At 66.3% G+C, this 15639-nt stretch carries 11 protein-coding genes; 3 read left to right on the plus strand and 8 right to left on the minus strand.

The features are described 5' to 3' along the window. Positions 1 to 22: 22 nt before the first annotated feature. Positions 23 to 2434, minus strand: a complete 2412-nt coding sequence (locus tag ACEQZD_RS08920; RefSeq protein WP_370185033.1) for an ExeM/NucH family extracellular endonuclease — start codon at positions 2432 to 2434, stop codon at positions 23 to 25. 216 nt (positions 2435 to 2650) lie between these two features. Between ACEQZD_RS08920 and ACEQZD_RS08925 the strand changes: the two genes are divergently transcribed. The 3 genes from ACEQZD_RS08925 to ACEQZD_RS08935 all read left to right on the plus strand — a co-directional run bounded on the left by ACEQZD_RS08925 (position 2651) and on the right by ACEQZD_RS08935 (position 5603). Next, a complete protein-coding gene (locus ACEQZD_RS08925; RefSeq protein ID WP_142947975.1) occupies positions 2651 to 4024 on the plus strand; it encodes a wax ester/triacylglycerol synthase family O-acyltransferase in 1374 nt (457 codons plus the stop codon). Positions 4025 to 4226: 202 nt separating this feature from the next. Beyond that, the gene (locus ACEQZD_RS08930; protein WP_142947974.1) at positions 4227 to 4430 is read left to right on the plus strand and encodes a cold-shock protein; all 204 of its coding nucleotides are present in this window, start codon (positions 4227 to 4229) and stop codon (positions 4428 to 4430) included. A gap of 81 nt (positions 4431 to 4511) precedes the next feature. After that, complete coding sequence (locus ACEQZD_RS08935) at positions 4512 to 5603, plus strand: glutathione S-transferase (protein WP_185956871.1); 1092 nt, start codon at positions 4512 to 4514, stop codon at positions 5601 to 5603. Positions 5604 to 5610: 7 nt separating this feature from the next. On the opposite strand, the gene gdhA is transcribed toward ACEQZD_RS08935, so the two are convergent. From gdhA to ACEQZD_RS08970, 7 genes are all read right to left on the minus strand, one after another. Next, positions 5611 to 6942, minus strand: a complete 1332-nt coding sequence (gdhA, locus tag ACEQZD_RS08940) for an NADP-specific glutamate dehydrogenase (RefSeq protein WP_370185035.1) — start codon at positions 6940 to 6942, stop codon at positions 5611 to 5613. A gap of 63 nt (positions 6943 to 7005) precedes the next feature. Continuing rightward, positions 7006 to 7680: a M48 family metallopeptidase gene (locus ACEQZD_RS08945; protein ID WP_370185037.1), complete on the minus strand. Its 675-nt coding sequence runs from the start codon at positions 7678 to 7680 to the stop codon at positions 7006 to 7008. After that, positions 7652 to 10756, minus strand: coding sequence for an efflux RND transporter permease subunit (locus ACEQZD_RS08950; RefSeq protein WP_370185039.1), 3105 nt, complete (start codon positions 10754 to 10756; stop codon positions 7652 to 7654). Before ACEQZD_RS08950 ends, ACEQZD_RS08945 begins: the two co-directional genes overlap by 29 nt. Continuing rightward, positions 10756 to 11844 (minus strand): efflux RND transporter periplasmic adaptor subunit, encoded by a 1089-nt coding sequence (locus tag ACEQZD_RS08955; RefSeq protein ID WP_370185041.1) that lies wholly within the window; start codon positions 11842 to 11844, stop codon positions 10756 to 10758. The genes ACEQZD_RS08950 and ACEQZD_RS08955 overlap by 1 nt, the downstream gene beginning before the upstream one ends. Before the next feature lie 256 nt (positions 11845 to 12100). After that, on the minus strand, positions 12101 to 13735 hold the full coding sequence (locus ACEQZD_RS08960) for a fatty acid--CoA ligase (RefSeq protein WP_067606278.1): 1635 nt from the start codon (positions 13733 to 13735) through the stop codon (positions 12101 to 12103). Positions 13736 to 13792: 57 nt separating this feature from the next. Further along, entirely contained in the window at positions 13793 to 15157 is a 1365-nt protein-coding gene (locus tag ACEQZD_RS08965) for a lyase family protein (protein WP_142947967.1), read from the minus strand. A 95-nt stretch (positions 15158 to 15252) separates the two neighbouring features. After that, positions 15253 to 15639 (minus strand): GGDEF domain-containing protein (locus tag ACEQZD_RS08970; protein ID WP_370185043.1); only part of this gene is annotated, 387 nt, incomplete at its 5' end.

A 15639-nucleotide genomic window follows, 5' to 3' on the forward strand; every position in this document is an offset into this window, starting at 1 on the left:
CGGGAAGGGTCTCGACGCCGGATCAGGCGCGGCGGCGGCGCCCGGCGGCCAACACCAGGGCCAGCCACAGCCAGCCCAGGCCGCCGCCCCCGCCGCTGTCGTCGTCGGCCGGTGGGGCCGCCTCGCCGTCGTCGGCGGTGAGGTTCAGGTCGACGTGCAGCGGGTCGTGGTCGGACGACCGGTAGGCATCGGCGGCGAAGAAGTCGTCGATCTGCTGATCGCTTTTGAAGTCCTGGTTGTAATCCAGCGCCCGGGGTTCGTCCGCGTTGATGTGCCAGGCGCCGGCGTCGACCACCCGGGCATCCAGGGACGGGCTGGCCAGGGCGTGATCCAGATGTCCGGTTTCGCCGTCGAAGAGGTAGCTGTAGGCCTGGTCGCCCTGGAAGCGGGTGAGCAGATCCACGAAACCCTGGTCCTGGAAGGCCCGCACCGGGTCTTCCAGGGCATAGGCGTTCAGGTCTCCGAGCACCAGAACATCCTCGTCCGCCACCCCGGTGGGCTGCCCGGCCAGCCAGGCGAGCTGGTCCTCGGCGGCCTGGGTGCGCTCCGCGTTCCAGCAGCTCTGGCCATCGTCCTGGGCCGCGTTGACGCCGTCGTCCGGACAACTGCCCTTGGACTTGAAGTGGTTCACCACCAGCGTCAGCACTTGGTCGTTGTTGAGCAGGCGGAAGCTCTGCGCCAGCGGGTGGCGGTTGGTCTCGTTGCCGAAGGCACCGGTGTCCAGGGTCGCCGCCTCGCCGGCCTCGGCCACCACATCATCGCGGTAGAGCAGCCCCACGGCGATGGCGTCGCTGCCCAGCCCGGCCTCGCCGTGGGCCACGAAGCGCCACGCCGGCCCCAGGGCCTCGGCCAGTTCGGCGATCGCCGAATCCGGTCCGTAGCCGTCGTTCTCGATTTCCATCAGACCGATGATGTCCGCGTCCAGGGCGGTGAGCGCCGCCACCAGCTTGGCTTTCTGGCGCGCCAGCTCCTCGGCGTTGTCGGCGCCGCGGGCGGTGGGGAAGCCGCCGCCCTGGCCGTCGCCGTTAAAGAAGTTAAGCACGTTGAAGGCGGCCACCCGCAGGTTGCTGCCCGGCGCCCGGGGCGGCGCCGCCGGGCGCGGGTTGGCGGCGCGGAAGGTGATTTCGTCCACCGGCTGCAGCCGCCACTCTTCAAAGCTGTAGCTGACAACGGCGCGGAAGTCCGGGTCGACCCGGTCGCCCACCCTCAGGGTATTGGTGGCGGAAAGACCGCCCTCGGGATAGCGCACCGGCTCCGGGTTCTGGATGTTGAGGCCGTCATCAAGAACGATACTGCCCAGGGCGTTGCGGTCCGCCACCGCCTTCGCCGGGGCGCCCGGTTCCGCCACCTGGGTGGGGATCCACTGGCGCTCTTCGGCGAGCACCACGCTGCCGAAACGGGCCAGATCATAGACCTCGGTGACGGTGAGCGTCTGGCTGACATTCACCAGCATGCCTTCCAGGGCTTCCGGGGCGCTCCAATCGGCGAACGGCAGCGTGAAGGCCACCGGCTCCAGGGTTTGCTCCACCGCGCAGACCAGCGGCTCCCCCTGCAGACTCACCTGGGTCTGCTCGAAGTATTCGCCGGCGGTGCCCGCCAGCCGGACCCGCTCACCGGGGTTCACCGCCGCGTCGGGGGCGTACACGAACAGACCTTCCGAGGTGGCAGGGTTGTCGTCCCGGTCGGCGGCCGGTTCCATCAGGAAGAAGCCGTCCAGGTCCGGGTAGACGGCGCTGACCACGGATTCCACCACCACGGTTTCGCCGTCCAGGGGGGTGCTGGCGCCACTGCCCTGCACCACCGACAGCGGTGTGTCGGCGTCGCCGCAGGCGCCCAGCGCCGGGGGCGAATCGCCGCCGTCGTCGCCACCGTCACCGGCCCCTTCGCCATACACGCCCAGGCCGTCCAGGGTATCCTCGGGAAAGGCCCGCCACTGGTCGGCGGGGTCGAAGGCGTCATCGATCACGGTATCACCGGTGGTGACGGTCTCCAGCCGGCGCAGGGTCTGGTTGACGGTGGTGGTGTCGCCGCTGCCCCAGGCGCTGCCCGGGTCCTCGCCGACACGACCGAAGCTGTCGACCACGCCGTCGGCGTCGCGCAGCACATAGGCGTCATCGCCGTTGTGGCTGATCACGCCGCTGCTGATATCGCCAAGCCCGTTCAGCGGCGCGCCGGCCTGGCTGCTGACGATCACCAATACCGCCCCGGCCGCCAGGCTCTCGCCGTCCAGCTCGAGCACGCCGGAGGCGTCGGTGCCGCCGTTGGAGTAGCGTTCCAGGCGGTAGCCGTCCAGGCTGACGGTGTCGGCGCCGCCGTTATACAGCTCCAGGGCCTTGTTAAAGCCGCTGCCTTCCACATACTCACTGATCAGAACGTCCGCGTGAACGCCACCGGCCATCAAGGTGCCGGCGATTACCCAGGATAACGCCTTCATGTCTGGCTCCGCCTTTGGATGTCGGTCTCAGACTGGGGAACGGGTATGACCGGCGGGTGGCGAGACCATGGCAGATATCTTGCAACCCATGATTTTACGAGCGTTACCCGCAGCACCGGGGTACCTTGGAAGTCTTACAAGGAAGGCACAGTCAGGCCGGAAAGGCTCTGCTAATATGAAAGAAATCACCACTTTCCATAATAAAAAGGGGATGGCATGAAAACGTTGAGTCCCGTGGATCAACTGTTTCTGTATTTGGAGAAACGCCAGCAGCCGATGCATGTGGCGGGACTGCAGTTGTTTTCATTTCCGGAGGGCGCCGGCCCCAAGTACGTCAGCGAGCTGGCGCGCTCGATCCGCGAGTATTCCTCGCCGGAACCGCCCTTCAACCAGCGTCTGACCCGCCGCTTCGGCCAGTACCAGTGGATGGAAGACCAGCAGTTCGACATGGATCACCATTTCCGCCATGAAGCGCTGCCCAAACCCGGTCGCATCCGTGAGCTGCTGTCGCTGGTGTCCGCGGAGCACTCCAACCTGCTGGACCGGGAGCGGCCACTGTGGGAAGCCCATCTGATCGAGGGCATCCGCGGCCGTCAGTTCGCACTGTATACCAAGGTGCACCACTCGGTGGTGGACGGTATCTCCGCCATGCGCATGGGCATGCGCGCGCTGTCGCCGGACCCGGAAGAGCGGGATCTGCCGCCGGTGTGGGCCTACAAGCCGAAGAAGCGCGGCCGGGGCCTGCCCAGCAACCCGGTGGACGCGGTCAGCAGCCTGGCCCGTCTGACCACCGGCGCCAGCCGCCAGATCGCCACGGTGCCGGCGCTCGCCCGGGAGATCTACAGCGTCACCCAGAAGGCCAAGGACGACCCCAATTTCGTTTCCATCTTCCAGGCCCCGGACACCATTCTGAACCAGTGCATCACCGGGTCCCGGCGGTTCGCGGCGCAGAGTTATTCGCTGGATCGCCTCAAGCGTTTGTCCGGCGCCTTTAACTGCACCCTCAACGATGTGGTGCTGAGCATGTGCGGGCACGCGCTGCGGGAATACCTGATCAGCCAGAACGCCCTGCCCGACCGCCCGCTGATCGCCATGGTGCCGATGTCCCTGCGCAAGGACGACAGCGCCGGCGGCAACCAGATCGCGATGATCCTCGCCAACCTGGGCACGCACATCTGCGACCCGGCCAACCGTCTGCGTGTGGTGCAGGCGTCGGTGCGCGAGGCGAAGAAGCGTTTCTCGCAAATGAGCCCGGAAGAAATTCTTAATTTCACCGCGCTCAGCATGGCGCCCACCGGCTTGAATCTGCTCACCGGCCTGGCGCCGAAATGGCGTGCCTTCAACGTGATTATTTCCAACGTGCCGGGGCCGCGCGAGCCGCTGTACTGGAACGGTGCGCGGCTGGAGGGCATGTACCCGGTGTCCATCGTGCTGGACCGCATCGCCTTGAACATGACGCTGACCAGTTACCGGGGTCAGATCGAATTCGGGCTGATTGCCTGCCGCCGGACACTGCCGTCCATGCAGCGTCTGCTGGATTATCTGGAGCAATCGATACGCGAACTGGAGATCGCCGCCGGGTTCAAATAAGCCCGGCGCGACGCCGGCCGCGTTTAACAAAAAAAGGCTTGGAACGGCGCAAAAAAGGGTAGTAAAGTCAAATTGCTGCAGATTTGGCAGTGGTTGGTTTTGGTAGTTGCCTTCCTTCGCGTGAAGCCCAAGAAGTCTCCGAACACCCCCTCCTGGTTTGCAAGCAACACCCTATGTTCAGTTTTTTCGAGGTATTGATTCAATGGCTACTGGTACCGTGAAATGGTTCAACGAATCCAAGGGTTTCGGCTTTATTTCCCAGGATGACGGTGGCGCGGATGTGTTCGTGCATTTCAGCGCGATCAACGGCTCGGGCTTCCGCACTCTGGCGGAAGGTCAGAAAGTCACTTTCGACATTCAGCAAGGTCCCAAGGGACCGCAGGCCGCGAACGTCGTCGGCGAATAAGACGACCTCAACGACCGGGAAGAACCCCGCTTCATGCGGGGTTTTTTCTTGCCCGCCAAAAACGGAACCAGGAACTAGACCATGACCACCACGCTGTACGGGGCCGAAGTCAGTTACTTCACCGGAAAAGTCCGCGCCTACCTGCGCTGGGCCGCGATACCGTTCGAGGAGGTACTCTCCACCGCCGACGTCTACCGCCAGGTGATCGTGCCGGCGGTGGGCGCGCCGGTGATCCCGGTGCTGCGCGATGGGAACGGTCGCATCCTCCAGGACAGCACGGTGATCATCGAAACCCTGGAACAGGCGCGAACCGACGACGGCCCGGCGCTGCACCCGGCCACGCCGTTGCGCAAGCTGGTGGCGCTGATGCTGGAAGCCTACGGGGACGAGTGGCTGGTGATTCCGGCCATGCATTACCGGTGGTTCTACGACCGCGACTGGGCGATGGCGGAATTCGGCGCCATGAACGCCCCCGATGAGTCCGCGGAAAACCAGCTGGCCATCGGCCAGAAACTGGCGGTGCCGTTCTCCAAGGCGGCCACCCTGCTGGGCGCCACCGAGGACATGGTGCCCGCGGTGGAGACCGCCTACGAGAACCTGCTCGCCGAGCTGGACGCCCATTTCGCCGAGCACCCGGCCCTGCTGGGCGGCCAGGCGACGATCGCGGATTTCGGCCTGATCGGGCCGCTCTACGCCCACCTGTACCGGGACCCCACGGCCGGCAAACTGATGCGCGAACGGGCGCCGAACGTGGCACGCTGGGTGGAGCAATTGCATTTCGAGCCCGGCGGCCTGCGCGCCCCGCTGGACGACAACGACAGCATCCCGGAAACCCTGCTGCCGGTGCTCAAGCGCCTGGCCAGGGAAATGTTGCCGGCGATGGTGGACGTGGCCCATCACGTGCGCGCCTGGATGGCGGAACACCCCGGCGAGACCCTGCCCCGGGCGCTGGGCAGTCACGCCTTTACCCTGGAGGGCCGCGAAGGCAGCCGTATCATCCGCCCCTACAGCCTGTGGATGATCCAGCGGGTGCGCGACCACCTGAACGGCCTGGACGCGGACAACCGCCGCCGGGCGGATACGTTCCTGCGCGATATCGGCGCCGAGGCGCTGATCGACTTCCCGGACCCGCCGCGCCTGGCCCAGCACAAGCTCACCGTGCGCCCGGCCTGACGCCGGGCTAGATAATGCCCTGCCCCAGCATCGCCCGCGCCACGCGCTGAAAGCCGGCGACACTGGCGCCGGTCAGGTAATCCGGACGGGCTTCATCGCCGCCGTGTTCCAGACAGCGGCGGTGGATGCGCTCCATGATGTCGCGCAACCGCCGGTCCACCTCGCCGGCGGACCAGGATTCGCGGCGGCTGTTCTGGCTCATTTCCAGGCCGCTCACCGCCACGCCGCCGGCGTTGGCCGCCTTGCCCGGCGCGTACAGCATGTCGCTGTCCTTGAACACCGCCACCGCCGCCGCGGTGCACGGCATATTGGCGCCTTCCGCCAGCCAGCGACAGCCGTTGTCCACCAGCCGCCGGGCGTCGTCTTCCTCCAGTTCGTTTTCCGTGGCACAGGGCAGCGCCACCTGGCAGTCGAACCGCCACGGCCGCTCCCCTTGATAATGCTCGATGCCGTCAAACTCTTCAGCGAGCCGGTCCAGGCCGCCGCCGTCCGCCTTGATGCGCGCCACCGCGTCCAAGTGGGCGTCGTCCAGGCCCTCGGGGGCGTGAACCGTGCCACGGAAATCGGACAGGGTGACCACGGTGGCGCCTTCCTCGAGCGCCTTGGCGGCGGCGTGCCGGGCCACGTTGCCGGCGCCGGACACCGCCACGGTCTTGCCGCTGAGATTCTCAGTCTGATGGGCCAGCATGCTCTGTAGAAAATAGATCACGCCGTAGCCGGTGGCTTCCGGCCGCAGCACACTGCCGCCGAAGTCCACACTCTTGCCGGTGAAGGCGCCGCCGAAGGAACGGGACAATTTGCGGTACATGCCGAACAGATAGCCCACTTCGCGCATGCCCACGCCCATGTCACCGGCGGGCACGTCGATGTCCGGCCCCATGTGATGGTGAAACTCCGCCATCAACGCCTGGCAGAAACGCATGATCTCCGCGTCGCTGCGTCCCTTGGGGTCGAAATCGGCGCCGCCCTTGCCGGCGCCCAACGGCAGCCCGGTGAGCGCGTTTTTGATGGTCTGTTCCAGCGCCAGAAAAGAGAGCACGTCCAGGTTCACCGAGGGGTGGAAACGCAGCCCGCCTTTGTAGGGGCCCAGGGCGCCGTTCATCTGCACCCGGTAGGCCCGGTTGACCTGAACCTGGCCCCGGTCGTCCACCCATGGCACGCGGAAACGGATCGCCCGCTCCGGCTCCAGCAGCCGGGCAAGCAGCCCTTGCTCTTGCAGCTCCGGGTGCTGGTCCAGATACCCGGAGACACTTTTCAGCAGGCTTTCAACGGCCTGGTGAAAATGGGCGTGGTGAGGGTCGCGTTGTTTGATCTCATTTAAAAGCGCTGACATATCCATGCCACCATGGAAAAGGAAGGCGGGTGAAATACAAGTCGGCGTGCGTTTAAAAAGGGTAAAACCTCAGCCGTCCAGGCGCCGCTTGCGGGCCGGCCAGTCCGGCATCCGGCGGTCCATCAAGGCGTGGAAGGCGGGGCCGTGGTGCATGTATTCCAGATGGCAAAGCTCGTGCATCACCACATAGTCGATCACCGCCGGCGGGTACTGCATCAGTGCCAGGCTCAGGTTGATGTAGCCGCGCCGGGACAGCGAGCCCCAGCGGCTGCGCATCTTTTTCACCCGCAGCACCGGCAGCCGGTGGCCCCGTTCCGCGAACCAGGGAAACTGCCGTTCGATGCTCTCCTGGAAGCGGGTCCGCGCCAGCCCGCGCCACCACTCGTGCACCGCGTGGCTGACGGCGGCTTCGTCGTGGGGGTCGGGCACGCCCACGTGGAGTTCGTCGCCGTGGCGTGCCACCCGCGCCCTGGCGGCGGCGGCGACGCGCAGGGTGAGCGGCTCACCCAGGTACTGGCAGGGGTCGCCGTCGCGCCAGCGCACCCGGGGCCGGGCCGCCATGCGTTGCTGCTGATCGCGGATCCAGTCCCGGCGTGAGTCCACGAAGGCTTCCACCCGGTAGGCGGCCAGTCTCAGTGGAGCGCGCACCTGCACACTGCCGTCCACGCGCACCCGCACTTCCAGGGAGCGCCGCCGGCTGCGCACCAGTTCGTATTCAAGAGGCGGGGGACTGTCGCGGTGCACCGGGCAGCTCCTGTTCCAATTGATGTTTCACGGCGTCGGCGGATTTGGCGTAGGGCGCCAGCCAGGCGTACAGCACCGGAATAATAAACAGGGTGAGCACGGTGGCGAACAACAGACCGCCGAGAATCACCACGCCGATGGTGATGCGGCTTTCCGCGCCGGCGCCGGTGGCCAGCACCAAAGGCACGGCGCCGAAGATGGTGGACACCCCGGTCATCAGCACCGGCCGGAAGCGGATGATGGCGCCCTGGTAGGCCGCCTCGGCCACGCTGTAACCCTGATCCCGAAGCTGGTTGGCGAACTCGACGATCAGAATGCCGTTCTTCGCCATCAGGCCGAGCAGCATGATCATACCGATCTGACTGTAGATGTTCAGGCTGTTACCGGTGACCCGCAGCGCCAGGATCGCGCCGGCGATGGCCAGCGGCACCGTGAGCATGATGATCAGCGGGTGGATCCAGCTTTCGAACTGGGCCGCCAGCACCAGGAAGACGATCAGCAGGGCCAGGCCGAAGGTGATGAAGATCGCCGACGACGCCTCGGTGAATTCCTCCGCCATGCCCTTGTAGCTGAGGCGCGCTTCCAGCGGCAGAGTGTCGTTGACGGTCTGCTCCACGAAGTCGATGGCGCGGCCCAGGTCATAGCCTTCGGCCATGTTGGCGGACAGGGTGATCGCCGGCAGCCGGTCCACCCGGCGCAGTTCCGGCGAGGCGCCCACGGTTTTCAGATCCACCACACTGGAGAGCGGCACCAGCTCGCCGGCGTCGGTGCGCACGTAAATCGGATTAACGTCGTCGGGCACCCGCGCTTCGCTTTCGTTGGCTTCCAGCAGCACATCGTACTCGCGGCCCCGGTCCACATAGGTGGAGGCCTGCAGGGTGGCGAACATGGCCTGCAGAGTCTGGCCCACGTCCGCGGCGGACAGGCCGAAGTCGGCGGCCCGCTCCCGGTTTAGTTCCACGTTGAGCTGCGGCTGGGTTTCCTCGTAGTTGGTGTCCACGCTGAGCAGGTTGGGGTTGTCCTCCATGGAGGCCATCACCGATTCGCTCCAGCGCTGCACCGATTCGTAGTCCGGCCCGCCGATCACCACTTCAAGCTGCTGGTTGAAGGCGCTCTGCCCCAGGCCCGGCGGGTTCACCGCGAACGCGCGCAGGCCCGCCACCTGGCCCAGCTCGCCGCGCAGTTGCTGGACGATCTCCTGCTGGCTGCGCTGGCGCTCGCCCCAGGGTTTGAGCCGGGTGATCATAAAGGCGTTTTCCGGCTGCCCCCGGAAGCCGACGATGGACAGCACCCGCTCGGCCTCGCCGTTGTCCACCAACGGCTGCATCAGGGCTTCCACCTCCTTGATGTGGTGGGTGGTGTAGTCCGCGGTGGCGCCCTGGGGCGCGGTGGCCGGCACGATGAACACGCCCCGGTCCTCGGTGGGCGCCAGCTCCCGGGGCACGCCGGTGTACGCCAGGCCGGCCAGCACACAGATCAGCGCCGCCACGCCCAGCACCGGCCAGGGGTTGGCCAGGCAACGCTTCAGGCCCCTGGCGTAACCGCCGTTAAGACGGGCCAGACCCCGCTCGAGCAGGTGTTTGTTTTCGTCTTCCTTGCGGTGGCGGTGCAGCCAGCGCGAGCACAGCATCGGCGCCAGGCTGAGCGCCACCACGCTGGAAATCACCACCGCCGCCGCCAGGGTGAAGCCGAACTCGCCGAACAGCCGCCCCACGTCGCCGCCCATGAACGAAATCGGCACGAACACCGCCACCAGGGTGAGGGTGGTGGCGACCACCGCGAACGCCACCTGGCGTGCCCCCAGGTAGGCGGCCACCAGCCGGGATTCGCCTTCGTCGATACGGCGTTGAATGTTCTCCAGCATGACGATGGCGTCGTCGACCACCAGGCCGATGGCGAGGATCAGCGCCAGCAGGGTGAGCACGTTGATGGAGAAATCCAACGCCCCCAGGCCCATGAAGGCGCCGATCACCGACACCGGAATAGTGACGGCCGGGATCAGGGTGGCGCGCAGGTTGCCCAGGAACGCGAAGATCACCAGGATCACCAGGGTCATGGACAGGCCCAGGGTGATCAGCACTTCCCGGATGGAGGCGCGGATAAACAGGGATTCGTCGTAATTGACGTCCAGCGCGATGTCGGCGGGCAGGTTTTCGCGGATCCGCTCGATCTCGGCGCGCACATTGTCCGAGACCGACACGGTGTTGGCCTTGGATTGGCGGATAATGCCCAGGCCCACGGCGGTCTCGCCGTTGGCGCGCAGCTCGGTGTCGTCGTTCTCGACCCCCAGCTCCACCCGCGCCACGTCACCCACCCGCAACTGGTAGCTGCCCTGCTGACGCAGCACCAGATCGCGGAATTCCTCCACGGTGGCGAGCCGGTTGTCGGCGCGTACCGTGAAGCTGCGGCTGTCGGACTCCAGGCGCCCGGCGGGCAGCTCCACGTTATTGGCGCGCAGCGCCGTGGCGATGTCGTTGACCGCGATGCCATTGGCGGCCATGCGCTGGCGGTCCAGCCAGACCCACATGGCGTAGCGGCGCTCGCCGCCGATGTTCACCTCGGACACGCCGTCGAGCACCGCGAAGCGGTCCACCAGGCTGCGTTCGGCGAAGTCGGTGAGTTCCTGGGTGGCCAGGGTGTCGCTGCTGAGCGTCACCCAGATGATCGGCCGGGCGTCGGAGTCGCTCTTCGCGATCACCGGCGCTTCGGCTTCTTCGGGGAGCTGATTGATGATGCGGGACACGGCGTCGCGCACGTCGTTGGCGGCGATATCCAGGTCCCGGTCCAGATCGAATTCCACCGAGGTGCGCGCCGAGCCCAGCCGCGAGCGGGACTCTATCCGGCTGACGCCCTCGACGCCGGCGATGGCCCCTTCCACCACCTGGATGATCTGGGTGTCCAGCACCTCCGGGGCGGCGCCTTCGTAGGTGACTTCCACGGACACCTGGGGCGGGTCGATATCGGGATATTCGCGGATCGGCAGCTTCATCAGCGCACTGATGCCGAAGACCACGATCAGCAGGCTGACCACGGTGGCGAAGACCGGCCGTTTGACCGACACATCGCTGAGCACCATCAGGCCGGCTCCTCCAGGAGCGCGCGCTGGGCGGGCATCAGAGCCCCTTCATCATCGACCACCTTGACCGGCGCGCCGCTGCCGAGACGGCTGTGGCCGTTAACGATCACCGGTTGCCCCTGGTCCAGGCCGGCGGTGATTTCCACCCAGCCGTCGCGGCGCCCGCCCAGACTCACCGGCAGCCGCTCGGCGACATCGTCGTTGCTCACCGTGAACACATAGCTCTGCGCACCCTGGGAGATCACCGCCTGCTCCGGCACCAGCAGCGCCGGATGCTCCGCCAGCAACACCGACACCTGCAGGAACTGGCCCGGGCGCAGCAGGGAGTCGGCGTTATCCAGCAGCGCCTTGACCGTCAGGCTGCGGCTGGCGGCCTCCACGCGGCTGTCGAGCATGGCGATTCTGCCGCGGAACACCTTGCCCGAGTAGGCGTCGCTGGTGACCTCCACGGTCAGATTGGGGCGGATCTCGGACAGGTAGCGTTCCGGCACCTGGAAGTTCACCTCCAGGTTGCGCACGCTGTCCAGGGTGGTGATCGGCGCCCCCACCTGCAGGAAGGCCCCCTCGTCCACCTGGCGCAGCCCCACCACGCCGTCGAACGGCGCGCGCAGGTAATGGTCATCCAGTGCCACGCGGCTGGACTCCATGGTCGCCCGGGCGGACTCCATGGTGGTTTTCAGGTTGGCGACTTCCGCTTCGGAAATGGCGCTGCCGCCGACCAGCCGTGACGCGCGCTGGTAATCGGAGAGCGCGCGCTGGTAGTCGGCGCGGGTGCGGTCGGTCTCGGCGCGGGCGGCGCGGTCGTCCAGGGTCACCAGCAGGTCGCCGGCTTCCACTTCCTGGCTTTCCTGGAAATGGATCTTGTCGACCCGGCCGTCCACCTGGGTGACCAGGACAATGGCGCGGGTGGCGCGGGCGGTGCCCACCACTTCCAGGTTGTCACTCAGCGGCCGGCTGATGGCGGGCACCACGTTCACCGTCGTGGCGGGACGCTGCGGCGCGGCGGCGCTCTCCCCATCACTCAACCACCACCAACCGGCGGCGGCCAGTACGGCGATCACCGCCAGACCCGCGATCACTCGCAACATTATTCTACTCCAGGCTCACAGGCACCCCGGTGCCTGTTGAGGCCGGCCCGGCTTAAGGTGCGCTCGGTTTATCATTAGGATATCGGCCCGTCCCTGGCCGGGCCCACGCGCGAACGCCCCGGGCCTGCCAGGTAACAGACCCGGTCCGGTGAGCGTGGTTCCCGCAGCCTACACGGTTTCCGCTTCTGGCAGGGTGAAAATTCGGATCAACGGGAAGGAAAAACGGGCCGGCGGACGCCGGCCCGGGCAGGGGGTGTCACACCATTTCGGCGCGCATCTTCTTCTTGTCCAGTTTGCCCACCGAGGTGCGGGGCAGCTCGTCCACGAACACCACCCGGTCGGGGATGCCGTAGCGGCTGATCACGCCCTTGTCGGCGTACTGGCTGACCAGTTCCTTGATCGCGTCTTCGTCCACTTCACCGCCCTTGACCACCAGGGCCACCGGGCGCTCGCCCCATTTCTGGTCCTCCACGCCGACCACCGCGCATTCGGCCACGCCGTCGTGCTGCAGAATCAGCCCTTCCAAATCCAGGGAAGAGATCCACTCCCCGCCGGTCTTGATCACGTCCTTGATACGGTCGGTGATCTTCAGCCAGCCGTCGGCGTCGATCACGCCGATGTCCCCGGTGTGCATCCAGCCGCCGTGCCACAGCTTCTTGGAGTTGTCCTCGTCCTTCAGGTAACCCTGGGTCAGCCAGGGCGCGCGCAGCACCAGCTCGCCCTGGGTTTTACCGTCGCGGGGTACTTCGTTCATGTTGTCGTCGACGATCCGCATCTGAGCCATGGGCACCGGGCGGCCGGTGCGGGTGCGGTAGTCCACCTGGGTTTCCAGGTCCGCGTCTTCCAGCTCCGGGGGCAGCAACGCCAGGGAAATCAGCGGGCAGGTTTCGCTCATGCCGTAACCGGTGTAGATGTCGATGCCGCGCTCCAGCGCGCCCTTGGCCAGGGACTTGGGCAGCGCCGAGCCGCCGATGATCACCTTCCAGCCTTTCAGGTCCACGTTCTTGGCGGCCTCGGCCTGCAGCAGCATCTGGATGATGGTGGGCACGCAGTGGGAGAAGGTGACTTTCTCGGTGACCAGCAGCTTGAGCAGGGTCTCCGGCAGGTAGCGGCCCGGGTACACCTGCTTGACGCCCAGCAGCGTCGCCACATAGGGCACGCCCCAGGCGTGCACGTGGAACATGGGCGTGATCGGCATGTAGACGTCGTCCTGGTTGAAACGTCCATGCCCGGAACCGGACAGCGCGGCGCGGCCGGCGAAGGTGTGCAGCACCAGCTGCCGGTGGGAGAAGTACACGCCCTTGGGCAGGCCGGTGGTGCCGGTGGTGTAGAAGGTGGTGGCGCGGGTGTTTTCGTCCAGCTCCGGGAAATCGAATTCAGCCGGGGCCTGTTGCAGCAGGGCTTCGTACTCGCCGGCAATGTCCAGCTGGGAATCCAGGTTGCCGCCTTCGTCGTCCAGCAGCACGTAGCGTTTGACGGTTTCGATGCGGTCTTTCAGCTCTTCGAGAACCGGCAGAAACTCCCGGTTCACCAGAATCACGTCGTCCTCGGCGTGGTTCAGGGTGTAGAGAATCTGTTCCGGGCTCAGGCGCACGTTCACCGTGTGCAGCACCGCGCCCATCATCGGGATGGCGAAGAACGCTTCCAGGTAACGGTGGGTGTCCCAGTCCATCACCGCCACGGTGTCGCCGGGCTTGACCCCGCACTCCGCCAGCGCGCCGGCGAGCCGGTTGACCCGCTCTTCCAGATCCCGGTAGCTCATGCGACGCTGGTCCGCGTAGACGATCTCCTGCTCGGGAGCGTTACGCACGCCGGATTCCAGAATGCTGTTGATCACCAGCGGCGATTCCACCGCTTCGGCGGTGCGCTGAATGGTCAGGTCGTTACTCATTGCTCTCTCCATCACCAAACAAAAATTAAAAAGTGAAACAGGGTCACGGCCCCGGGTTCAGCCCGGGCCGGTCAGTTTAAGGGGATCCAGCAGCGCTTCCAGACGCTGGCGATCCAGATCGGTGTGCGCAAGCGCCACCTCAATCACCGGTTGGCCGGTGGAAAACGCTTCCTTGGCGATGGCGGCGGCCTTTTCGTAGCCGATCACCGGATTCAGGGCGGTGACCAGAATCGGGTTGCGGCCCACGCCTTCCGCCAGGTGCTCCTGGTTCCAGGTCAGCCCTTCGATGGCCTGGTCGGCCAGATTACGGCAGCTGTTGGCCAGCCAGCGGGTCATATCCAGCAGATTGGTGGCCACCAGCGGCAGCATCACGTTGAGCTGGAAGTTGCCGCTCTGGGCCGCCACGGTGTTGGCCTGGTCCAGCCCCATGACCTGGGCCGCCACCATGGTGGCGGACTCGCAGATTACCGGGTTTACCTTGCCGGGCATTATCGACGACCCGGGCTGGGTGGCCGGCAGCTGCAGCTCCGATAACCCGTGAATCGGCCCGGAATTCATCCAGCGCAGGTCGTTGCTGATTTTCATCAGCACCACCGCCAGGCCGCGCAGGGCGGCGGACAGGTTCAAGGGCGCGTCCACCGCGCTTTGCGCCACCGAAGGATACGGCAAGGCGGTGAAGGGTTCACCGGTGTCGTCCGCCAGGGCGGCGGCGAAGCGGTCACCGAATTCCGCATGGGCGTTGATGCCGGTGCCCACCGCGGTGCCGCCCTGGGGCAGCGCGTGCAGCTCGTTGCGGGCGCGCGCCAGACGCTCGCTGGCGGCCTGCAGCTGCAGCACCCAGGTGCGCAGTTCCTGCTCCACGGTCACCGGCATGGCGTCCATCAGATGGGTGCGGCCGGTTTTCACCAGGTCTTTCCCCTCCCGCGCGCGCAGGCCCAGGGTGGCGATCAGGTGTTCCAGGTCGGGCAGCAGCTGCTCGCTGACCGCCATCACCGAGGACAGGTGCATGGCGGTGGGAATGGTGTCGTTACTGCTCTGCCCCAGGTTGACGTGGTCGTTGGGGTGCACGCCGGCGTCGCCGCACAGCCGGGCGATCACCTCGTTGACGTTCATATTGGTGCTGGTGCCGGAACCGGTTTGAAACACATCCACCGGAAACTGGTCGGTGTGGGCGCCGCCCAGCAGTTCGTCGCAGGCGGCGACGATGGCCCGGCGGCGCTGGTCGTCAAGCAACTCCAGGTCGGCGTTGACGTTGGCGGCGCAGCGCTTCACACGCACCACCGCCTGGATAAAGCGGTCCGGCAGGTGCCGGCCGCTGATCGGAAAGTTGTCCACCGCCCTCTGTGTCTGGGCGCCCCAGAGTGCTTCGGCGGGAACCTCGATCTCTCCCAGGGAATCCTTCTCCAAACGGGTATCGCTCATGACTTCTCCTTGCGGCCCGGTGTCGGCCGGCGACGGGTCTTGGTCGGCACTCAGTATCGGCAACCGGGTGCGACGGGTCCACCTTCGCCGCGGCTTCAGCCCGCCACCGGGCCGCTTTCCACACGATCCCGCCCGGCCTGCTTGGCCTGGTAGAGACGTTTGTCGCCGGTCTCCATAAGCTGTTCCAGGGTGTCGCCGTCGCGCCGCCACAGGGCCACGCCGATGCTGCAGGAGAGCGAGACCGTCACCGCCTGTTCCCGGTAGGGGGTGTCGCGGATCAGGCGGCGCAGGCTGTCCGCCACCTTGATCGCTTCCTCGAGCCCGGTGTCCGGCAGTAACACCGTGAACTCCTCGCCGCCGACCCGGCACACCAGGTCGGAAGCGCGCAGCCGCCGGCGCAGGATATTGGCCACGTGAATCAGCACCTGGTCACCGACCGCGTGGCCGTGGGTGTCGTTGACCTTCTTGAAGTAATCCAGATC

Origin of the sequence: Alloalcanivorax sp., from assembly GCF_964221125.1 — a bacterium.
Classification (GTDB): Bacteria; Pseudomonadota; Gammaproteobacteria; order Pseudomonadales; family Alcanivoracaceae; genus Alloalcanivorax; species Alloalcanivorax venustensis.

What these genes read in the sequence shown, in the direction of transcription:
- ACEQZD_RS08920 (WP_370185033.1), bottom strand. Translation starts at nt 2,434, where the DNA reads ATGAAGGCGTTATCCTGGGTAATCGCCGGCACCTTGATGGCCGGTGGC.
- ACEQZD_RS08925 (WP_142947975.1), top strand. Translation starts at nt 2,651, where the DNA reads ATGAAAACGTTGAGTCCCGTGGATCAACTGTTTCTGTATTTGGAGAAA.
- ACEQZD_RS08930 (WP_142947974.1), top strand. Translation starts at nt 4,227, where the DNA reads ATGGCTACTGGTACCGTGAAATGGTTCAACGAATCCAAGGGTTTCGGC.
- ACEQZD_RS08935 (WP_185956871.1), top strand. Translation starts at nt 4,512, where the DNA reads ATGACCACCACGCTGTACGGGGCCGAAGTCAGTTACTTCACCGGAAAA.
- gdhA (WP_370185035.1), bottom strand. Translation starts at nt 6,942, where the DNA reads ATGGATATGTCAGCGCTTTTAAATGAGATCAAACAACGCGACCCTCAC.
- ACEQZD_RS08950 (WP_370185039.1), bottom strand. Translation starts at nt 10,756, where the DNA reads ATGGTGCTCAGCGATGTGTCGGTCAAACGGCCGGTCTTCGCCACCGTG.
- ACEQZD_RS08955 (WP_370185041.1), bottom strand. Translation starts at nt 11,844, where the DNA reads ATGTTGCGAGTGATCGCGGGTCTGGCGGTGATCGCCGTACTGGCCGCC.
- ACEQZD_RS08960 (WP_067606278.1), bottom strand. Translation starts at nt 13,735, where the DNA reads ATGAGTAACGACCTGACCATTCAGCGCACCGCCGAAGCGGTGGAATCG.
- ACEQZD_RS08965 (WP_142947967.1), bottom strand. Translation starts at nt 15,157, where the DNA reads ATGAGCGATACCCGTTTGGAGAAGGATTCCCTGGGAGAGATCGAGGTT.